The sequence below is a fragment of the Agrobacterium sp. 22-221-1 genome (assembly GCF_053522445.1).
On record NZ_JBNWCL010000010.1, the window covers coordinates 93,808 to 113,877 of the forward strand.

A 20,070-nucleotide genomic window follows, 5' to 3' on the forward strand; every position below is an offset into this window, starting at 1 on the left:
CGTTCGTTCCGCCGATCCCTTGCAGGGATCCGCCAGCGGGATGCCTTATTTTCCCGTCTCGCTGATCAGCTTCGTAAGGCGCTCTACTTCGGCCTCGAACTTTTGATCGAGGGCCGCAGGCGTTGCGAGATCCGGCGAAACCGGCGAGGTTCCGAGACTTGCGAACCGTTCGATGACTACGGGATCCTTGAGGGCGCCCCGAAGCGCCTCGGCCAGCTTGTTGCGAATAGGCTCGGGCGTATTCTTCGGTGCCCAAAGTGCATGCCAGGCGCTCAGTTCGAAATCCTGGATGCCGCCTTCGGCAACCGTGGGGACATCGGGCAGTACGTCTATCCGCGCCTTTGTCGTCACGGCATAGGCATGAACTTCGTTTGCCTTTATCTGTTGCACCGTATTGGTCGTCTGGTCGCATGCCAGATCTATGCGTCCGCCGATGAGATCGGTCATTGCCGGTCCCATGCCCTTGTAGGGGACAAGCGTGATCTTGGTGCCGAGCGCGTCCTGAATAAGACGTCCACATAGATCGGAAACCGCGCCGGTTCCTGCCGTTCCGAACGTCACCTGAGGGCCACTCTTCTTCACGTAGGCTACGAGTTCGGCAAATGTCTTTGGCTCGAAATTTTTCCTGCCGACGATCGTCATCGGCACTTCGGTGATCAGCCCGATGCTCGAGAAATCTTCAATCGGCTTGTATGTCAGCTTAGGATAGAGAGCCGCGAAAGTCGCGACGCCGATGTGGTAGAGCAGCAGGCGATATCCGTCTGGATCTGCCTGCGCCACGGTCGCCGCTCCGAGTGAGCCGCCGGCTCCGCCCATATTTTCCACGAGAACCTGCTGTCCAAGAGATTTCGACATGGATTGAGCGACAAGTCGGGCGACCGTGTCGCTGGGGCCGCCTGCCGCAGCGGGGACCATGATGGTAATCGGCTTCTGTGGATAATTTTCCTGGGCGTGGGCCAGAACGCTCGACGTTGCCAGAAGGGCGCCCGTGAGCGCCACAAGCATTTTCTTCATCGCGACTTCCTCCTCAAGTGCGCGCCAGAGTGCCTCCACACTCTGTTCCATGCTTACTTGCATGCAAGTTGGAATGTATCGAAGTATCCGCGTTTGTCAATTGGCTGGATCGTCACTATAAAGGATGCTGAACAATTGAAGGTTCATTATGATTACAGCAAACGATGTCGCCGGCGTGGTGCCGCGAGATATGCCTCAGGACGCCCCGGACAGTAGCATTGATACGGCAGGTTCTGGTCGGGTGACCGCTGCCTATAGTGCGATCAAGGAGGCAATTCGGTCGAATGTCTTTCCTCCCGGTTATCAGGCGGCTGAGATCGAGATTGCCCGTCAATTGGGAATGAGCAGAACCCCGGTCCATGAGGCCATGGCACGGCTTCAGGAAGACGGGCTGGTTCGTATCCTTCCCAAAAAGGGTATAATCATCTGTGCGCTATCGCCTGCTGACATCGAGGAAATCTATGAAGTGATTATTGCTCTGGAGGGAGCGGCAGCAGCACGCCTCGCACAATTACAGATGGAAGAACGTACCCCTGTCGTGCAGATATTGCAATCAGCGACCGTCTCAATGGTCGGGGCGCTAGCTGAGAACGATCTGGAGGCGTGGGCGGCAGCCGACGAGCGATTTCATGAGGAGTTGGTTGCCAGGAGCGGCAACCGACGTCTCATGCGTATGGCCGGCACGGTTGCGGATCAACTGCACCGCGCCCGAATGTTCACTCTCAATTTACGTCCCCTTCCTATCCACTCTTCAGATGAGCACTGGGAGATAATCCAGGCGATTGACAAAGGGGACGCAGAAGCCGCAAGCAGGGCCGCACGATCACATCGCCAGCACGCTCACAACGCTCTTGTCCCCTTGATCGCAAAGCTAAACCTGCGAAACCTCTAGCATTTGCCGATTTGAGCAACGCGAAGGTTGTTGGTGCTGCCAGATTGAGAGAAAGGAAAGCCGGTCACAACGACGATCTGGTCATTCGCTCTGGCAAGGTCTGTATCGATTGCTGCCTGCTCAGCCCGCTGGATAGATTGTTCGTAAGTGACGATATCTTGCGAACGCAAGCCGACGACACCCCAAAAGAGGCTGAGTTGCCGAGCCACCTGTTCAGAAGGCGTCAGCGCCATGATTGGCAAAGCAGGGCGCGCCCGCGATATTCTTGCTGCGGTCGTTCCGCTTGCGGTATAGGCAACGATTACAGGCGCCTTGACTGCCACAGCCACGTTTGCTGCTGCGGCCGCTACCGCATGCGGCGGCGACTGTACGATCTCCGGCTCGGTTGCTTCCATAATCGGACGGTAGAGCTTGTGCTTCTCGGTCTTTTCTATGATGCGGCCCATCATCTCTACAGTTTCGATCGGATAGGAACCGGTGGCAGATTCTGCCGACAGCATCACTGCGTCCGCGCCGTCGTATATTGCGCCGGCGACATCCGAAGCCTCTGCCCGTGTCGGGGTCGGCGCCGAAACCATGGAATCCAGCATCTGCGTTGCGACGATCACCGGCTTTGCCGCCATCCGGCATGCGCGGATAATCTCCTTCTGCTTGCTGGGGACGTCTTCGGGCGGGATTTCGACGCCCAGATCGCCGCGTGCAACCATAATCGCATCTGAAAGTGCGACGATATCGTCGATCTCGTCCAGCGCAGATGGCTTCTCGATCTTGGCGACGAGCCCGGCGCGATTGCTGACGAGCGAACGTGCCTCGATCATGTCACGCGCTTTCTGGACAAATGAAAGCGCGACCCAGTCGACCCCAAGCTCAAGGCCGAACTCGAGGTCTTTTCGGTCCTTCGTGGTCAGCGGCGATATGTCGAGTACCGCGCCGGGGACATTGACACCCTTGCGGTTGGAAATCGGGCCGCCGACAATGACCTCTGCATCGAGATGCTCGTCATCGATGCTCACGGTGCGTACCCGCACCCGGCCGTCATCGATCAGCAGATCATCGCCCGGCTTGACGGCTGCAAAAATCTCGCGATGGGGGAGCGGGATATCCATCAGGCCCTTGCCGGGCTCTGTGCTGCAGACGAAGCGGATGGCAGCGCCCTTCTGGAGGTCGAGACGCCCATCCCCCAGGACCCCAATACGGATCTTCGGTCCCTGGAGATCCTGCAGGATGCCGATCGCCGTGTCTAATTCCTTCTCCATCGCCCGGATATAGCGATAGACAGCGGCATGATCGTCGCGGTTTCCGTGGCTGAAGTTGAGCCGGAAGGTATCGACGCCTGCATTGAAAAGCGCCTTCAGAATTTCGGGCGAGTTGGAGGCGGGCCCGACCGTTGCGACGATCTTGGCCCTGCGATTGCTGCGAATGAACATGGTGTTTCTATCCAATCAGGATGGCACGAATGTCGTTGACATTGGTAAGGGTCGGCCCGGTGACCACGAGGTCGTCGATCGCCTTGAACGCGGTGTAGCTATCGTGGCCCGAAAGGGCCGCGCGCGGTGTGATGCCGGCTTGGCGCAAGCGGGACAAGGTTGACGGCGTAACGATGGCTCCGGTGGCATCTTCAACACCGTCTATGCCATCTGTATCACCCGCGATCGCCCAGATGCCGTCTGCTCCATTCAGGCCAATGGCGAGACTGAGCAGGAACTCGGTGTTGCGCCCGCCGCGACCTGTGGCGTCAGGCGGAAGCGAGACAGAGGTTTCACCGCCGGACAGGATGACTGCCGGACCGGAAATCGGATTGCCATTCTGCTTTGCCGATAGCGCCATCCCGGCAAATACGGTTCCAACTTCTCTTGCTTCCCCCTGTAGCGCATCGCCGAGGATCAGGGGCTTCAGTCCGTAAGAGCGAGCGGTTTGTGCAGCGGCAACAAGCGCCATGCCCGGAGAGGCGATCATCCTGACCTCTGCATTTGGGTCCTGACCTGCCGCTGCACCGCCATTAGCCAGGACCTCGACGGCTGTCTCAGGAAGTTTCAGCCGATATCGGCTCACAATTTCCCTGGCGTCATCCACGGTTGTCGGGTTTGCGACCGTCGGGCCGGAAGCGATTTCCGATGGGTCGTCACCCGGTACATCGGAGACAACCAGTGTGACGACACGGGCGGGGTGGGCGGCCTGTGCAAGGCGGCCACCCTTGATCCCAGAAAGCTGTCTGCGCACGGTGTTCATTTCGGAGATCGTGGCACCACTTGCCAAGAGCGCCCTGTTGACAGCTTTCTTGTCGTCGAGCGTCATGCGTCCGGCAGGGGAAACGAGAAGTGAAGATCCGCCACCTGAAATCAGTGCGATCACCAGATCGTCGGGTCCCAGATTGCCTACTGCCGCCATGATGCGGGTTGCTGCCTCGACGCTCATTTTATCAGGAACGGGATGAGATGCTTCGATGATTTCGATACGCCCGGCAGGTACGGCGTGGCCGTAACGGGTTACGACGATCCCGGCGAGATCCACATCGCTCCAGGCGGTATCGAGAGCCGCGGCCATTGCGGCCGAGGCCTTGCCGGCGCCGATCACGACGCAGCGGCCCTTCGGCCGTTCCGGCAGGTGGGATGCGACCACCTTGGCTGGATCGGCGCTCGCAACCGCTGCGTCAAAGATTCGACGCAGCACATCGCAGGCGGACGCATCGTTCCACATCATTCTGCGGCAACCAGAATATTGGACCCTGCGATTGCCTCGCAGACGGCGTCTGTGACGTGCTGCGTATTGGCTGTGCCGCCGACGTCCGGCGTCAGGATGCCGGCCTCGGTGACGCGCTCGACGGCCGCCATCAGTCGCGCTGCGGCTTCCTTTTCGCCGAGATGTTCAAGCATCTGGGCTGCCGTCCAGAAGGTGGCGATTGGATTGGCGATGCCCTTGCCGGTAATGTCGAAAGCAGATCCGTGGATCGGTTCGAACATTGACGGGAAGCGGCGTTCCGGATCGATGTTGCCGGTGGGAGCCACGCCGAGCGAGCCTGCCAGCGCACCGGCCAGATCGGAGAGAATGTCGGCATGGAGGTTGGTGGCAACGATCGTGTCGAGGCTCTTCGGGTTCAGCGTCATGCGAACCGTCATGGCGTCCACCAGCATCTTGTCCCAGGTGACGTCGGGGAATTCCTTCGATACTTCCGCGGCGATTTCGTCCCACATGACCATACCGTGGCGCTGCGCATTCGACTTGGTGACGACGGTGAGCAGCTTGCGCGGGCGGGATTGAGCCAGCTTGAACGCGTAGCGCATGATGCGGGAGACACCGACGCGGGTAAAGATCGCCACTTCGGTGCCGACTTCCTCCGGCAGGCCCTTGTGTGCACGCCCGCCATGACCGGAATATTCACCCTCCGAGTTTTCGCGCACGATAACCCAATCGAGATCGCCCGGGCCGCAATTGCGCAACGGTGGCGTGATGCCCGGCAGGATCTTGGTGGGGCGCACATTCGCATACTGGTCGAACCCCTGGCAGATCGGCAGACGCAGGCCCCACAACGTGATGTGGTCAGGCACATCCGGCGCACCCACGGCGCCGAAATAGATCGCATCAAATTTCTTGAGCGTTTCCAGCCCGTCCGCCGGCATCATCACGCCGTGTTTCTTGTAGTAGTCGGACCCCCAGTCGAAGGTTTCCGAGTGGATCTTGAAGTCGCCGCTACGCTTTTCCAGCGCTTCGAGAACCTGAAGTCCCGCCGCAATCACTTCCGGCCCAATGCCATCCGCAGGAATGGCAGCTATCTTGTATTCACGCATGATGTCTCTCCAATTATCGTATCAGTGTTGGATGGAAGCCGTTTGCCCGGCCTGACGCGAGGCGCCGCGGGAAAGTAGCAGGGTGACGACAGCCGAAACGATAAGCAATGCGGCGACGAAATAGAGACCACCGGCAAAGCTTCCGGTCGTATCCTTGATCCAGCCGATCATGGACGGGCCGACGAAACCTCCGAGGTTGCCGATCGAGTTGATCGTCGCAATGCCTGCAGCAGCGGCCGGTCCCGACAGGAAAAGGGTCGGCATGCTCCAAAGCGGTGGTTTGGAGGCGCTGATACCGATATTAACGAGCGTCAGGGCAGCCAACACCGCGAAGACGGTCGTTGCGCCGGTCGCCAGAGCCAGTCCGGCAGCAGCGAGTAGGCAGGCGCCGACAACATGCCAGGTGCGCTCGCCGGTCTTGTCGGAGTGGCGAGCCCAAAGGATCATGCCGATGACCGCGAAAACAGCCGGAATGGCATTGATGAGACCGACCTGGAACGAGGAAAGTCCAAATCCCTTGATGATTTGCGGTGCCCAGATGCCCAGCGTGTATAGGCCAGCGGATGTGCCAAAGTACACCAGCGACAGTGCCAGTACCCGCAGGTCTGCCAGGCCTGCCCAGATGCTGTGGCTCGCCTTGGGCTTGCCAGCCTGCTCCTGGTCCATAGTCTTCACCAACCAGGCGCGCTCGTCGACGGAAAGCCAGCTGGCTTTTTCCGGGCGATCAGTCAGATAGAACAAAACGACAACGCCAAGGATCAGAGCCGGGATAGCTTCGATGATGAACATCCACTGCCAGCCCGCGAGGCCCCATATGCCATGCATTTCCAGTAACGCACCGGAAATGGGTGAGCCTATCGCTGTGGCAAGCGGAGCGGCTGCCATGAACATCGCCGTGACGGCGGCACGCCTGCGCGCCGGGAACCAGTAGCTCAGATAAAGGATAATGCCCGGGAAGAAACCTGCTTCAGCAACGCCCAGAAGAAAACGAAGCGTGTAGAAGCTTGTCGTACCCTGCACAAGCGCCATGGCGCCCGAAACGATGCCCCAGGTGATCATCACCCGGGCGATCCAGATGCGCGCGCCAACCTTGTTCAGGATCAGGTTCGACGGAACTTCAAACAGGAAATAGCCGAGGAAAAAGATGCCGGCGCCGACGCCGAAGACGGTCGATGAAAACCCGAGGTCCTGGTTCATCGTCAGCGATGCGAAACCGATATTCACGCGATCAATGAAGGCGATGAGATACAGGACCATTATGAATGGCACGATGCGCCACGTAATCTTGCGCAAGACGCGCGTTTCCAGTTCGCTGGTCATAGCGAGCTCCTCCCAAAAATCCTGACGCCTCCTGCGTCATTAAAAAACAATAGCTGGGGCTTGCATCGGATCACATCTTCATATGATTATATAAAGAAATGAAATAATGGAGATCAGGGTGGAGCTTGAGCAACTGAGATGTTTCGTGGCGGTCGCGGAAGAACTGCATTTTGGACGGGCAGCGCAAAAGGTGGGCCTTTTGCCCGCATCTTTGGGCAGGCACGTCAAACTGCTGGAAGAGGCGCTGGGGGCACCTTTGCTGGAGAGAACCACGCGAAATGTTTCGCTGACCGAGGACGGCATCGTTCTTCTGGAAGAAGTGCGTCCCATCCTCGGCCGCCTTGACGAGCTGGAGCAGCGGTTCAGGGCCGAAAGGCATCGACCAAGCACTGTCCTCCGGATTGGCGCCATAGACAGCGCGGCGGCCGGCCTTGTTCCCCAAGTGCTTCATGATCTCAGAGAGGAAAAGCCGGACCTTGTCACCCAACTTGTCGAGGACAAATCAATCCGGCTTATTCCCAAGCTGCTGGCCGGCCGCCTGGACCTCATCTTCATTCGACCGAGGGAAGGGATGAGCCGCAATCTCGGCGTGAGGTTGCTCCTGAAGGAAACGCCCGTGGTGGCCGTGCCGGAAAGCCACATGTTGGCGGACCTGCCGGAAGTCACGGTTGCGGATCTGCTGGACGAGCCGCTCATCGTTCCGGAGCGCCGGTCCCGGCCCCACAGCTACGACCTGACACTCGACATCTTCGCACAGGCCGGGATTCATCCGCGTATCGCCCAGGTGGCCGATGAGAAACAGACAATCATCAACCTGGTCGCCGCCGGCATAGGATGCGCGGTGGTGCCGCGCTGGACCTCTAAGCTTACTGTTTCCGGCGTCCGTTACATTCCCTTGAGATCGCTTGACGGTCGCCCGTTGAAAACGCTGCCGCTGGCGGTGGCGTGGGTGAAGGCAGTACGCCACCAGGGGAGGGACGCGGTGTTGGATCTACTTGACCGCCACGCCGATCGATACGCTGTTCTATCGTGACATCGACTGTCGCTACTCCGACGGGCGAACTTTTTCAAACTTGGTGTCGTCATCGATTTTCCTTGAGAAAAGGTTTTCTCATATTGACATTTGCGTTGCGCAAAGGTTTTCTCATCTCCTGTCGAATAGGAGGTGGAACTGAGCAACCAACGCACCAGAGCAGGACGTATCACGATCCACGATGTTGCTCGCGCCGCCGGCGTCAGTGTTTCCACCGTCTCCAAGGCGCTGAATGACAATGGTCGGATGGCGGCTGAGACGCGTGATCGGATAAAGCAGGTGGCGGAGAGCATCGGTTTCCGCCCCAATGCACTGGCGCGGGGCCTGCTCTTCAACCGCTCCTTCACCATCGGCCTCCTGACGAATGACACCTATGGCCGATTCACGCTGCCCGTGATGGCGGGCGTGTCCGAAGCGTTGGTGGATCAGGGCGTCTCGGTTTTCCTCTGTGCGATCGAGGATGATCCAGCCCTGGGAAAGATCCATGTCGACGCAATGCTGGACAAGCAGGTTGACGGCATCATCGCCACGGGAAAACGCATCGACCGGTCGCTTCCAGTCGATCTTACCGGGCTTCCTGTTCCGGTGGTTTACGCGTTCACCGAAGGCGCGCCGGAGAGCGTGACCCTAACGTCGGATGATGGGCATGGGGCGGGTCTTGCCACCGATTGGCTTCTCGGTCTCGGCCGGCGACGGCTGGTGCATGTCAGCGGGCCGGAAAGCTTCGCTTCGGTCCGCGAGCGCGCCTGCGCCTTTCGGGCACGCGCGGGTGAGGGGGCGGAGGTGCTCAGCGGCATTTGGGCGGAAAGCTGGGGGCATGAGGCCGTCGGCCGCCTGTGGTCGCGGGCCGGCGAAAAACCTGACGGCATCTTCTGCGGCAACGACCAGATCGCGCGCGGTGTAATAGACGCGCTGCGCGAGCGGTGCGTCCGTGTGCCGGATGATGTCTCTGTCGTCGGTTTCGACAACTGGGAGATCCTGGCTGCACAGGCGCGCCCGCCGCTGACCTCGGTGGACATGAACCTGAAAGAACTGGGCAAGGAAGCGGGCCGGACCGTGCTGGCGCTCGCCGAAGGTAAGTATATCGAGCCGGGCCTACGCAAACTGCCATGCCGGCTTGTTGTGAGGCAATCCTGTGGAGGCAGGCCGCCTGATTGAAGTGAGGAGACGGATGCGTCGACGACGCTCTACGATATGGAGGAAAGTCATGCTCAGGAAATTATTGGCCGCGACATGTCTGTTTTCGGCTGCGATGCTGTCGTCCGCGTCAGCGGAAACTGTCTCTATGTGGGTTCGGTCGGGCATCGGCGATTCCTTCAAGGAGGTAGTCAAGGCGTACAATGCCAAGGGTGGCGACAGGGTCGAACTGACCGAAGTGCCTTTTGCCGAACTGGTTCAGAAATACGCCACCGCAATTGCGGGCGGACAAGCGCCTGACGCGCTCTCCCTCGACTTAATCTACACGCCGGCCTTTGCCGCGGCTGATCAGCTCGAGGACATGACGGACTGGGCGAAGTCGCTGCCCTATTTCAATTCGCTCTCGCCGGCTCATGTTAAGCTCGGCACCTATAAGGGCAGGATCTATGGTTTGCCGCTGTCGGTGGAGACCTCGATCTTCGCCTGGAACAAGGAACTCTATAGGAAGGCCGGACTGGATCCGGAAAAGGCGCCGGCAACCTGGGAAGAGATCACCGCCAATGCGGAGAAAATCCGTGCGCTGGGCGGCGACACCTACGGCTTCTACTTCTCCGGTGGCGGCTGCGGCGGATGCATGATCTTCACCTTCACGCCGCTCGTATGGGGTGCAGGCGCCGACATCCTGTCGGCAGACGGCAAGACGGCGACCCTCGACACGCCTCAGATGCGCAAGGCAATCGACTTCTATCGGAACCTGATCGCCAAGGACACGGTTCCGGCGGGTTCTGCGAGCGACAATGGCGTCAATTTCCTGTCGATCACCAATGGCAAGATCGGCCAGCAGAGTCTTGGCGCCTTCGCGATCGGGACGCTGGTCACGCAGCATCCCGAGATCGATTTCGGAGTGACTCTGATTCCGAGTGTCGATGGCAATCCCTCCTCCTTCGCCGGCGGCGATAATTTCGTCGCGACCAAGGGCACCAGACGGATCGATAACGTAAAGGCCTTCCTGGAGTACATCTATTCCGTCGAGGGCCAGAAGATCATGGCCAGGTTCGGCAGCCTGCCGACGCGTTCGGATATTGCCGACGAGGTGCTTGCCGGCCTCGATCCCCGCCTCGGCGTCGCTATGAAGGCGGTCTCGGTCGCCAAGACGCCCTATACGCTGCAGTTCAACGATCTCATCAATTCGGCGAACGGTCCGTGGGCGACTTTCATTAACGCCGCGATCTACGGTGATGACGTCGACGGCGCATTCGCCGACGCGCAGTCGGACATGCAATCGATCATCGACGCGGCACAATAAGCGGCGCCGAGCGGAACGGACCACTCTCCCGCCCAAACCGCGGGAGGAGCCGAAAGGCTCCTCCTTGCTCCAGCCAATCGAAAGCGAACGTACCATGACGACGCCCCACGTCCCATCCCGGCCGCCTCGTGCGCTGCGCAAACGAAGCAGATCAGGTCTGTCGGGCCTCATCTACATCGCGCCGGCTATGGCCCTGGTCACGGTGTTCTTTGTGATCCCCGTGCTGTTCACGCTCTGGATGAGCTTGCACCGCTGGCCGCTGCTCGGCGCACCCCGCTGGATCGGGCTCGGAAACTACGCCCGCATGTTGACGGATGCGCGTTTCTTCACCGCCCTCGGCTTCACGGCCCACTATACGGTGGTGGTCACGATCGCCATTTTCGCAATCGCCTTTCCTCTCGCCTTCTTCGTGGAGAAGCAGAGACGGTTCGTTTCAATCTATCGCACCATCATTTTCCTGCCTGTCGTCGTCGGTCTTGCCTCGGCGTCGCTGCTATGGGTGTGGCTCGCCAATGTCGACAGCGGGCTTTTTGCGCCGTTGCTCCAAGCGCTCGGCCTAACGTCTAGCCAGGTGAACCTGCTTGCGACTTTTGACATGGCCTTCCTTACCATCATCGTCATGGTGGTCTGGAAGGTTGCGGGCTTCACCATGATCATTCTTCTGACCGGACTTCAGGCGATCCCGGCCGAACTGACGGAGGCCGCGCGCATCGACGGTGCGCGCCGCTGGCAGCGCTTCCGCCACCTGACGCTTCCGCTGATGCGCCGCACACTGGCGCTAGCCCTGATCCTGTCGATCACCGGCTCGATCCTCGCCTTCGACCAGTTCTACATCATGACGTCTGGCGGGCCGCAGAACCGGATGATTTCAGTGGTCTACTACATCTTCAACCAGTCCTTCGTATCCTTCAATCTCGGCTATGGCGCAGCGCTATCCATCGCGCTTCTGGCCATTCTTGTCGCCATCAGCGTCGCACAACTCCGGCTGCTCAAAGTGGGAGACGACCGGCCATGAAGACCCGTCGGAATATCCGCGCCCGCAAGGTGTTCTTGAGCCGCATCGCCTATCACGGCGTCGGTATCGGAACGGCGTTCTTCTTCCTTGCGCCGTTCCTTGTCAGCTTCCTCGCCTCGTTCCGATCGAACAGCGAAAACGGACAGCCGCCGCTACCGCCGTGGCCGATCAACGGCATCAGCATCGATGCGTACCGGACGCTTGACGGGTTTGGCTCCGGCGTTTGGCAGCATACAGTCAATTCGCTTGTCGTGTCGCTGGGCACTGTCGTCCTGACTGTGGTGGTCAGCGTACTTGCCGGCTACGGCTTCTCGCGCTACCGCTTCCCGTTGAAGAACGCGCTCTTCGTGCTGATCATCGCCACGCTGATGATCCCGTTCCAGTCGATCCTCACTCCGCTCTTCATCATTCTGGCGAAGCTCGGCCTCACCAATTCGCTGTTCGGTCTGATGCTGATCTACGTGACGCTGCAACTGCCCTTTTCTGTCTTCATGATGCGCAACGCCTTCGATGCAGTGCCCAAGGAAATCGAAGAGGCTGCACGTATTGATGGAGCACGGGATTTGAAGCTGCTGTTGCGCGTTCTGATGCCGCTGGTCATGCCCGGCATCGCGACGGTGTCCATCTTTGCCTTCCTCAATGCATGGAACGAGTTCCTGGCAGCGCTCGTACTGCTCTCGAGCAACGAGAACTATACGCTGCCGGTCCTGATGACGGCAGTCCGTGCCGGGCGGCTCGGCGCGATCAACTGGGGAGCGGTTCAGGCTGGCGTCACCGTCATGGTCGTGCCCTGCCTTTTCGTCTTCCTCCTCCTGCAACGCTACTACATGCGCGGCCTGATGGCCGGGGCTGTGAAATGAAAGAGAGTAAGCCCATGAGCAATACCCCCAAAACTCGCCAGTTCCGCCCTGTCGCCGTCCCGGATGTCGAGGTGGGAGGCCTGTTTGGCCAGAAACAGGACGCAATATGTCAATCCACCGCCGCCACGCTTCTGGATCGCTGCATCGCGGCCGGCACGCTTCGTCAGATCGATATCAACCAGCCGAGCCCCGGTGTCGTCATTCCCTATCACAGCATGAGCCCAACCATGCCGGCCACCGAGAGCAAGGCTCGGGTATCGACACAGATGTTCTGGGACAGCGATTTCGGCAAGTCGATCGAGACCGCCGCCTATTCGCTTTATCGCAAGCCCAATCCCGAGCTTGAGGCACGGGTCGATGCCATCATCGATCTTTACGAAAAGCTTCAACGGCCGGACGGCTATCTCAATTCGTGGTATCAGCGTATAGTTCCCGGCCGGGAATGGACGAACCTACGCGATACGCATGAACTGTATTGCGCGGGCCATCTGATGGAGGCGGCTGTCGCCTATTTCCAAGCGACGGGAAAGCGAAAGCTGCTCGACATCATGTGCCGTTATGCCGACCACATGATTGCTGTGTTCGGTCGCGGCGAGGGCCAGATCGCCGGCTATTGCGGCCACGAGGAAATCGAACTCGCCCTGGTCAAGCTTGCCCGCGTCACGGGAGAAAGCAAATATCTCGACCTCTCGAAGTTCTTCATCGACGAGCGCGGCACCCGGCCGCATTACTTTGACATCGAGGCGCGCAGAGACGAACGCGATCCGAAGAACTTCATCTTTGGAACCTATGAATACAACCAATCCCATGTGCCGGTGCGCGAGCAGCGGAAAGTCGTTGGGCACGCGGTGCGCGCCATGTATCTCTATTCCGGTATGGCTGACATCGCCACCGAATATAACGACGACACGCTGAGCACGGCGCTAGACGCGCTTTGGGACGACCTCACCGCCAAGCAGATGTACATCACGGGCGGGATCGGTCCGGCCGCGGCCAACGAAGGTTTCACCGACTACTACGACTTGCCGAATGACACGGCCTATGCGGAGACCTGCGCCTCGGTCGGGCTTATTTTCTGGGCGAGCCGGATGCTTGGACGCGGCCCGAACCGGCGTTATGCGGATATCATGGAGCAGGCGCTCTACAACGGCGCCATGTCGGGTTTGTCCATCGACGGCAAGACATTCTTCTACGAGAATCCGTTGGAGTCTCTTGGCGGGCATCATCGCTGGAAGTGGCATCATTGCCCCTGCTGCCCCCCGAATATCGCGCGCCTCCTGGCCTCGGTCGGCTCCTATATGTACGCGGTAGCCGATGATGAGGTCGCCGTGCATCTCTATGGCGAAAGCACCTTGCACTGCACGCTCGCCAACGGCGCAGATCTTACGCTGAAGCAGGCCACCAATTATCCCTGGGAGGGAAGCATCGCCTTCAACGTCGCGCTCGCCGCGCCCGCGCGCTTTGCGCTCTCACTGCGCATCCCGGCATGGGCCGATGGGGCGACACTCAGCATCAATGGGCACATGCTGGATCTTCCGACCGTCACCGTCGATGGCTATGCCCGCATAGAGCGCGAATGGGTCGAGGGCGACAGGGTGGCGCTATTCCTGCCGCTTTTGCTGAGGCCGCAATACGCCAATCCCAAGGTCAGGCAGGATGCCGGCCGCGTTGCGCTGATGCGCGGGCCGTTGGTCTATTGCGCGGAGGAAGTCGACAATGGCGGCGACCTGAACACCTTCGTCGTGCCGTCCAGCCTGCCGGGGGAGAATACCGAGGTGCTGACGAACCTCGACGGGGCGGTCGCTATCGATCTCGCCGTCGAGCAGGAAGATGCTTCTGCATGGGGCGATGCACTCTATCGTACGGCCGCGGCCGGGCGCAAACCGGCCTCGCTACGCCTCGTACCTTACCATCTCTGGGACAACCGCGCTCCAGGCAGCATGCTCGTCTGGCTGCAGACGGCGAAATAGGACTCCTACAATGACGAACCAAGCATGCAGCAAAAGCCTGAGGCTGGCAGATGTGCGCAAGAGCTACGGCAGCCTTGCTGTCATTCACGGCGTCGACCTGACGATCGAAGAGGGCGAGTTCGTCGTCTTTGTCGGTCCGTCCGGATGCGGGAAGTCTACGCTGCTACGCATGATCGCGGGACTGGAGGAGGTCACCGACGGTGAAATCTCCATCAAGGGGCGGGACGTCACGGATCTCGATCCTTCGGACCGCGGCATCGCCATGGTTTTCCAGTCCTATGCGCTCTATCCGCACATGACCGTTCGCGACAACCTCGCGTTCGGTTTGAAGATGTCGCGAACGGATGCAGCGGAAATACAGGCTCGCGTCGCTCACGCTTCCGCAATTCTCAAGATCGAGCATCTTCTGGACCGGCGGCCAGGCCAGCTTTCGGGGGGACAGCGGCAGCGCGTGGCGATCGGCAGGGCCATTGTGCGCAAGCCTGACGTCTTTCTATTCGACGAACCCCTCTCCAATCTGGACGCGGAACTGCGCGTCTCGATGCGGATCGAGGTTGCCCGGCTACACCGGAGCCTGGGCAACACGATGATCTATGTGACGCATGACCAGACGGAAGCCATGACGCTTGCCGACCGCATCGTCATCCTGCGGGACGGCCGGATCGAGCAGGTCGGTACGCCGCGGCAGGTGTACGAGGACCCGGCCAATACGTTCGTGGCCGGATTCATCGGCTCGCCCCGCATGAACCTGCTGGAAGGGCAATGTGGGCAAGGCGGCATTCGCATCGGCGAGGCATTTCTGCCGTTGCCGTCACTTCATGCCGGTCTCGCGGAACAGGCCCCTGTCACTGTCGGCATCCGGCCCGAACACATAATGATCTCGGAAGATGCGGAAAACGGGATTCCAGCCGTGGTGGAGTTCACCGAGTATCTTGGCGGCACCTGCTACATCTACTGTCGATTGGCGGGAGGGCAGAGCATTACCATTGAAAGCCAGGGCGACCTGCAGCCCACCAACGGTGACCGGATAAGGATTGCCTATCCCCCCGGGCGTAGCTTCGTCTTCGACGACAAGGGCCGGCGCGTCAGGTAACGGAAAAAACACGCGACAATGAGCTGTCGCCGCGGCAACAGCAGCATTCGCTTCGAGAAAGCAGCGCGCCTGTTGGAGTGCCTCAACAGTTTGTTTTCGCCCGCAGGAGGATAATCCGGCTTTTCAAATGCCTACATCAGTTCTGTTAGGTCAGCGGGTAAGAGGACGGTGGGGGACATTCTTCAAATGGCGGTGCAGCGCCTCGATGGCGCGATCCACGTTCCTATCTTTCAGCGCCACGACGACGTCCACATGTTCTTCCGTTGTCCGTATCGTGTTGACGGTGTTGACGGCGTCGGGGTTGAGGAGTCTGAGAAGATACATCTTCTGACTAACACGTTGATAATTGGCGGTGATTTGCTCGTTGTCGAGAGCGGCCACGAAGCTGCCATGAAAGCGTTCCTCGAGTTCGCGAACCGGCGCAACGAAATCCGAGGACTGCCCGAACCCTCTGACAAGCTCGATGATATCGGCATGCGCCTGCAGCATATCGTTGATCCAGGCCGGAGAAAGGCCTTCGGCAAGCCGGCGAAGACCTTCCGATTCCAGTAGTTCGCGGAACTGAAATGTGCCGCCAACGAATTTGACATCAGGATAGAATATCGTCCCCCCGAGACATTTGCGACAAAGGCTCTGACGGCATTCAAGGGAGGCAGGCGAAGGTAGGGTCAATAGCGACTTTCTAGGCGGCAAGAGCTTTGCTGATCGTGAAGGGTCGCACCAGTTCAAGTTACGTTGCCGCCTGCCGTCAAACAACGCCGTCTTTCCGCTCCCGTTCCGCTCCTATCCTACACCTAGCCGCATTTCGCGTTCATCAGGCGATTTCGGGCCTTATTAGTAAGCCACTGAAAATATGACGTAAATTGGCGGAGAAATTTCTGTGGATAGGGTAGGCAAACCTCTTTTTGAGTGCGGCGCGTCTACCAATTCCGCCATTGGGGCAACGGTGGTAATGCCACGGCGTCTATCATGGTCAAGGCCATGCGTGCAACCCCAAAGCTGACTAATCCTTTTGAATTGCGCGTGTTTGCGCGCGCGGTTTTCCGTCTTTGCCGGTCCACCGATCAAAATATTGCGGAGTGCGGCTGTGCCGGATCGCGACACCTGCAGTTGCGGCATTAGGGTAATATTAGGCACCTCTAATAAATTAGAATATACGCAATTACTAATTGAATTATGATGTCAACGTGGAGTTTCCACGCGGGGCGGGAATGGCCAAACTCATAGGGAGGAAATTATGAGGGCTTTTTCTCGCAATTTATTACTGTCCGCCTGCCTGATCCTGCCGATCAACGCCCATGCGCTGGATATCGGGATCGGTGGCGAGAATGGGGTTAACGCCAGTGTTGGCGACAATGGCAGCGGCGGGCTCGGGGTCGATGCCTCCGTTGGCGGCAGCAGTGGCGTTAACGCCAGTGCGGATGTCGGCGGTCGGAGCGGCGGCGGGCTGGGTGCGGATGTCAACGCATCGGTTGGCGGCAGCAATGGGGTCAATGCGGATGTCAATGCATCCGTCGGCGGTTCCAGTGGCGTCAATGCGGGCGTGAACGCTTCCGTTGGCGGTTCGGACGGCATCAATGCCAATGTCGGAGCCAATGTGGGCGGCTCGAGCGGTGTCGGTCTCGGCGTCGGCGTCGGTATCGGCGGCTCCGGTTCGACCGGCACGCCCGGAAATCCCGGCGGCAGCACCACCAATCCTGGCGGGTCGGGCACGGTATCTCCCGGCGCGATGCGCAATGCCCTGCAAGCCTATAACGATATGTCGCGGACCGAGCAGATCAAGCTCGCCCGCCGTTGTGTCGATATTCTGGGCGGCGGATACGATGCGGCGCTGACGCAATTGTGCAAGATGATCCGGACGGCCTCGCGCTGAAGCAGGCTTTGTCCGTGTCGGAAACTTCGAAGGGCGCCACCGGCGCCCTTCGGATCAATTGCCCTTGCGTCCGAAGGACAGGATCTTCTGCCGCAGGCTGCGGGCGAGGTTGCGGGTGTTGCGGTACATGTCCACCTGCGTGGAAACCTGCCGCACGTCCCGGTCGCTGTTCTGGGCAAGCCCGACGACCAGCGTGCCCATTTCCTGACGCTCCTGCCAGAAGCGGCTCATGATCGGATGATCGGGCACGGCGCAGCTGTCGCTGCGCAGAATATTGGCGTCATCCAGATGCCAGTCGGTCAATTTCTGCACCAGCAGCTTGCCGGGAGAAAATTGCGCATAGCTCTCGTCGAAAGCGGTCTTCCACGTATAGGCCTCGCCCGCCGTGATGAAAACGACCATGGAGGCGATGGCGCTGCCATTGAGATCGATGGTATGGATACGCACCGCATCCGCTTCGGCCAGATTGGTGATCGCCTCGCGGGCGAAGGCGGCGCGATAACGGTCGTTGACCAGCGCGGTGCGCTTGCGGCCTTTCCAGCCGCTCGCCTCCAGCGCCAGAAACTCCTCCATGCGGTAACGTACGTCCGCTGGCTGGCGGGTAACGGTATAGGAGAGGGGCCCAAGTTTTTCGAGCTGACGCCACTGCCTGTTCATTTCGCGCAAATGGTGCGGCGCAAGGGCGTTTCGCAGATAGGCCTTGCCATCCAGAAGGCTTTCCAGCATCGGCCGGTAATAATTGCCCGTCGTCGTCACCGGCAGGTTGCGGCTGAGCGCGATGGCTTTGAACATGCGGGCAAACGGCCCTTCCAGCCGAACATCCGGCAGAACCAGAACATTCGGCAGACGCATGTTGCTGTCGGAAAGCGCATCGAAAAGATTGTCGAGGGTTTCGGCAGCGCCTTCGGTGTCGACCAGCGGCGTGCCGAGCGGCCCGAATGGATTGGCCCAGACGCGAATGATGGAGGGACCGATGGAAAAGCCCGGCTTTTCCACGGTGAAGGGCATCAGGAAGCGCATGCGGCTTCTGGCGCCATTCTCATCGCGAATGAGGGCGAAGCGCACGGACTTGTCCTCGATGCGCGGCATGGCGGGCGCGAGAAGCCTTCCGGTGAAGAAGACATTCGCCTCCATGACGCGGTTGGACAGAAAGTCGAGTTCTTCCTGCATGTCATAACCGAGCTGACCCGGATAGATGCAGAATTCCCGGCCATCGCGGCCCACGCGTCGGCTGCTGTCGGCCACGGGGCGGTCACGCTCCGCAGACGCCATCAGTGCCGCGATGCGCGGGTCCTGAAAATCCGGATTCTTTGGATCGCTGGACATGCTTATCGTTACACCGCCTTCCCAGTGTTTTGACCCGCCCGGGGATCGTTGAAGGCAAAAAGGACGATCCCGAGTGTGCGGCGAATGGCAATATGCAATAGCACAGCTTCTATGCACATGGCTATCGCCACCGCTGCCGCGGCCCCTGCCAGACCATAGACCGGAATGAGCGCCATGTTGAGTGCAATGTTGCAACCGAAGATAATAATATAAAGGACGACGCACAATTTTTGTTTGCCGGCCATGTTCAGCAATGTTTCCCCCGGGCCGATCAGCGCCTTGGCGAGGAAACCGGCAAAAAGGAAGAACATCAGCTCATAACCCTGAACGAAGCCGGGACCGAACAGCGACAGCAGGAACGGGCCGGCCAGAAGCACCACGCTGCCGACGGCGAGCGACGGCCAGAAGGCCCAGCGCGCGGCCTGGCTGGCGAAACCGGCGAGCCCCTGCCGGTCATTGGCCGACATGAGGGCGGCCAGGCGCGGGGCGGCGGCCGCCTGCACCGAGAAAAACACGAATTGCATCAGCACGATGGTCTTTGCCGCGGCAAAATAGATGCCCACCTGATCCGGCGGCAGATAAAGCCCGACGATCACCACATCGGAATTGGTCATCAAAAAACCGATGCCGTCGATCAGGAACATCGGGAAGGCGAACCTTATCCAGTGGCGGAAATGCACCCTGCGGGCCGTGCTGCGGAAATGCCGATTGAGCCGGCGATCCATGAAGGCGAAATGGAAAAGCGTGGTGACATAGGTGGCAAGAAGGGCCGTCAGCATGGCCGTCGTTGCGGTTTTTTCCGCGCCGAGACCGATTGCCACCAGCATGAACAGCAGGATCAGCACCGGGCGAACGATATAGGTGGGGCTGAGTGCGGAGACCGCCCAGCCATTGGCGCGCGCGGTGCCGTTCAGCACATCGCCCAGCGCCACCATCGGCAGGGTGAAAAGCGCCAGCGAAACGGGAATGAGATAATAGGAGGCGATGCTCTCGCCGAAGAAATACAGGAAAACGAAACCGAAAATCGCAAGCGCGCTGGCCGAAAGCATGGCGAAGACCCGCGCCGTCGAGGTCAGCCCCATGATCTTGTCATGGGCATCTTCCAGACGATAGCCGGGTAAAAAGCGGATGACGGTGGTGTGAAAACCGAGACAGGAAAGATTGCCGAACAGGATCACCAGAACCCAGACAAAGGCGAACAGACCATATTCGAATTCGCCCATCAGGCGGGCAAGAATGATCTGGGAAATGAAGGCGATACCGGCGCTGACGATACGCACCGCAAACGCAACCAGCGCCATGCGCTGCGCGCGGGAGACCTCATCCCCGCCGGAAAGAACAACGGCAACTTTCGCTACCAGCGGCGAAAGCTTCGCGCGCAGGCCTGCGGGTAAGGCTTTTTCCGCCGTGTTGAGGATAGCCATGATCCACACGCCATCATTTCCA

General features: G+C 59.6%; 17 protein-coding genes. 9 read left to right on the forward strand and 8 right to left on the reverse strand.

From position 1 onward, the window contains the following. Nucleotides 1–45: 45 nt before the first annotated feature. Nucleotides 46–1,014, reverse strand: a complete 969-nt coding sequence (locus tag ACQZ5N_RS16540; protein ID WP_448733517.1) for a tripartite tricarboxylate transporter substrate binding protein BugD — start codon at nucleotides 1,012–1,014, stop codon at nucleotides 46–48. 148 nt (nucleotides 1,015–1,162) lie between these two features. Between ACQZ5N_RS16540 and ACQZ5N_RS16545 the strand changes: the two genes are divergently transcribed. Beyond that, nucleotides 1,163–1,906, forward strand: a complete 744-nt coding sequence (locus ACQZ5N_RS16545) for a GntR family transcriptional regulator (protein ID WP_448733518.1) — start codon at nucleotides 1,163–1,165, stop codon at nucleotides 1,904–1,906. Here the strand turns inward: ACQZ5N_RS16545 and pyk are convergent. From pyk to ACQZ5N_RS16565, 4 genes are read right to left on the reverse strand one after another with little or no spacing between them, the layout of a single operon-like run. Beyond that, nucleotides 1,903–3,333, reverse strand: a complete 1,431-nt coding sequence (gene pyk, locus ACQZ5N_RS16550; protein WP_448733519.1) for a pyruvate kinase — start codon at nucleotides 3,331–3,333, stop codon at nucleotides 1,903–1,905. The genes ACQZ5N_RS16545 and pyk overlap by 4 nt on opposite strands. A 7-nt stretch (nucleotides 3,334–3,340) precedes the next feature. Beyond that, nucleotides 3,341–4,606, reverse strand: coding sequence for a glycerate kinase type-2 family protein (locus ACQZ5N_RS16555; RefSeq protein WP_448733520.1), 1,266 nt, complete (start codon nucleotides 4,604–4,606; stop codon nucleotides 3,341–3,343). Then, nucleotides 4,603–5,691, reverse strand: a complete 1,089-nt coding sequence (locus ACQZ5N_RS16560; RefSeq protein WP_448733521.1) for a tartrate dehydrogenase — start codon at nucleotides 5,689–5,691, stop codon at nucleotides 4,603–4,605. Before ACQZ5N_RS16560 ends, ACQZ5N_RS16555 begins: the two co-directional genes overlap by 4 nt. Nucleotides 5,692–5,712: 21 nt before the next feature. Then, complete coding sequence (locus ACQZ5N_RS16565; protein WP_448733522.1) at nucleotides 5,713–7,011, reverse strand: MFS transporter; 1,299 nt, start codon at nucleotides 7,009–7,011, stop codon at nucleotides 5,713–5,715. A gap of 118 nt (nucleotides 7,012–7,129) precedes the next feature. Between ACQZ5N_RS16565 and ACQZ5N_RS16570 the strand changes: the two genes are divergently transcribed. The 7 genes from ACQZ5N_RS16570 to ACQZ5N_RS16600 all read left to right on the forward strand — a co-directional run bounded on the left by ACQZ5N_RS16570 (nucleotide 7,130) and on the right by ACQZ5N_RS16600 (nucleotide 15,425). Continuing rightward, nucleotides 7,130–8,044 (forward strand): LysR substrate-binding domain-containing protein, encoded by a 915-nt coding sequence (locus ACQZ5N_RS16570; protein ID WP_448733575.1) that lies wholly within the window; start codon nucleotides 7,130–7,132, stop codon nucleotides 8,042–8,044. Between the two features lie 138 nt (nucleotides 8,045–8,182). Beyond that, complete coding sequence (locus ACQZ5N_RS16575) at nucleotides 8,183–9,202, forward strand: LacI family DNA-binding transcriptional regulator (protein WP_448733576.1); 1,020 nt, start codon at nucleotides 8,183–8,185, stop codon at nucleotides 9,200–9,202. 49 nt (nucleotides 9,203–9,251) lie between these two features. Continuing rightward, nucleotides 9,252–10,487, forward strand: coding sequence for an ABC transporter substrate-binding protein (locus ACQZ5N_RS16580; protein ID WP_448733523.1), 1,236 nt, complete (start codon nucleotides 9,252–9,254; stop codon nucleotides 10,485–10,487). Nucleotides 10,488–10,581: 94 nt separating this feature from the next. After that, nucleotides 10,582–11,502, forward strand: coding sequence for a carbohydrate ABC transporter permease (locus ACQZ5N_RS16585; RefSeq protein ID WP_448733524.1), 921 nt, complete (start codon nucleotides 10,582–10,584; stop codon nucleotides 11,500–11,502). Beyond that, complete coding sequence (locus tag ACQZ5N_RS16590; RefSeq protein WP_448733525.1) at nucleotides 11,499–12,362, forward strand: carbohydrate ABC transporter permease; 864 nt, start codon at nucleotides 11,499–11,501, stop codon at nucleotides 12,360–12,362. The genes ACQZ5N_RS16585 and ACQZ5N_RS16590 overlap by 4 nt, the downstream gene beginning before the upstream one ends. 14 nt (nucleotides 12,363–12,376) lie before the next feature. Then, nucleotides 12,377–14,332, forward strand: coding sequence for a glycoside hydrolase family 127 protein (locus ACQZ5N_RS16595; protein WP_448733526.1), 1,956 nt, complete (start codon nucleotides 12,377–12,379; stop codon nucleotides 14,330–14,332). Between the two features lie 10 nt (nucleotides 14,333–14,342). Beyond that, nucleotides 14,343–15,425, forward strand: a complete 1,083-nt coding sequence (locus ACQZ5N_RS16600) for an ABC transporter ATP-binding protein (protein WP_448733527.1) — start codon at nucleotides 14,343–14,345, stop codon at nucleotides 15,423–15,425. Between the two features lie 150 nt (nucleotides 15,426–15,575). On the opposite strand, the gene ACQZ5N_RS16605 is transcribed toward ACQZ5N_RS16600, so the two are convergent. Continuing rightward, a complete protein-coding gene (locus ACQZ5N_RS16605) occupies nucleotides 15,576–16,181 on the reverse strand; it encodes an FCD domain-containing protein (protein WP_448733528.1) in 606 nt (201 codons plus the stop codon). 481 nt (nucleotides 16,182–16,662) lie between these two features. Between ACQZ5N_RS16605 and uppQ the strand changes: the two genes are divergently transcribed. Continuing rightward, on the forward strand, nucleotides 16,663–17,298 hold the full coding sequence (gene uppQ / locus ACQZ5N_RS16610) for a polysaccharide biosynthesis GNAT family N-acetyltransferase UppQ (protein WP_080819305.1): 636 nt from the start codon (nucleotides 16,663–16,665) through the stop codon (nucleotides 17,296–17,298). Between the two features lie 54 nt (nucleotides 17,299–17,352). Here the strand turns inward: uppQ and ACQZ5N_RS16615 are convergent, their stop codons facing one another. Next, on the reverse strand, nucleotides 17,353–18,624 hold the full coding sequence (locus ACQZ5N_RS16615; protein ID WP_059753593.1) for a GNAT family N-acetyltransferase: 1,272 nt from the start codon (nucleotides 18,622–18,624) through the stop codon (nucleotides 17,353–17,355). 8 nt (nucleotides 18,625–18,632) lie between these two features. Then, nucleotides 18,633–20,048 carry a Wzx-type polysaccharide biosynthesis protein UppV gene (gene uppV / locus ACQZ5N_RS16620; protein ID WP_448733529.1) on the reverse strand — a complete coding sequence of 472 codons (1,416 nt, stop codon included), beginning with the start codon at nucleotides 20,046–20,048 and terminating at the stop codon, nucleotides 18,633–18,635. Between the last annotated feature and the right edge of the window lie 22 nt (nucleotides 20,049–20,070).

Excerpts from the sequence above, each read along its gene's own strand:
- ACQZ5N_RS16540 (WP_448733517.1), bottom strand. The coding sequence starts at position 1,014 with ATGAAGAAAATGCTTGTGGCGCTCACGGGCGCCCTTCTGGCAACGTCG.
- ACQZ5N_RS16545 (WP_448733518.1), top strand. The coding sequence starts at position 1,163 with ATGATTACAGCAAACGATGTCGCCGGCGTGGTGCCGCGAGATATGCCT.
- pyk (WP_448733519.1), bottom strand. The coding sequence starts at position 3,333 with ATGTTCATTCGCAGCAATCGCAGGGCCAAGATCGTCGCAACGGTCGGG.
- ACQZ5N_RS16555 (WP_448733520.1), bottom strand. The coding sequence starts at position 4,606 with ATGATGTGGAACGATGCGTCCGCCTGCGATGTGCTGCGTCGAATCTTT.
- ACQZ5N_RS16560 (WP_448733521.1), bottom strand. The coding sequence starts at position 5,691 with ATGCGTGAATACAAGATAGCTGCCATTCCTGCGGATGGCATTGGGCCG.
- ACQZ5N_RS16565 (WP_448733522.1), bottom strand. The coding sequence starts at position 7,011 with ATGACCAGCGAACTGGAAACGCGCGTCTTGCGCAAGATTACGTGGCGC.
- ACQZ5N_RS16580 (WP_448733523.1), top strand. The coding sequence starts at position 9,252 with ATGCTCAGGAAATTATTGGCCGCGACATGTCTGTTTTCGGCTGCGATG.
- ACQZ5N_RS16585 (WP_448733524.1), top strand. The coding sequence starts at position 10,582 with ATGACGACGCCCCACGTCCCATCCCGGCCGCCTCGTGCGCTGCGCAAA.
- ACQZ5N_RS16590 (WP_448733525.1), top strand. The coding sequence starts at position 11,499 with ATGAAGACCCGTCGGAATATCCGCGCCCGCAAGGTGTTCTTGAGCCGC.
- ACQZ5N_RS16595 (WP_448733526.1), top strand. The coding sequence starts at position 12,377 with ATGAGCAATACCCCCAAAACTCGCCAGTTCCGCCCTGTCGCCGTCCCG.
- ACQZ5N_RS16600 (WP_448733527.1), top strand. The coding sequence starts at position 14,343 with ATGACGAACCAAGCATGCAGCAAAAGCCTGAGGCTGGCAGATGTGCGC.
- uppQ (WP_080819305.1), top strand. The coding sequence starts at position 16,663 with ATGAGGGCTTTTTCTCGCAATTTATTACTGTCCGCCTGCCTGATCCTG.
- ACQZ5N_RS16615 (WP_059753593.1), bottom strand. The coding sequence starts at position 18,624 with ATGTCCAGCGATCCAAAGAATCCGGATTTTCAGGACCCGCGCATCGCG.
- uppV (WP_448733529.1), bottom strand. The coding sequence starts at position 20,048 with ATGGCTATCCTCAACACGGCGGAAAAAGCCTTACCCGCAGGCCTGCGC.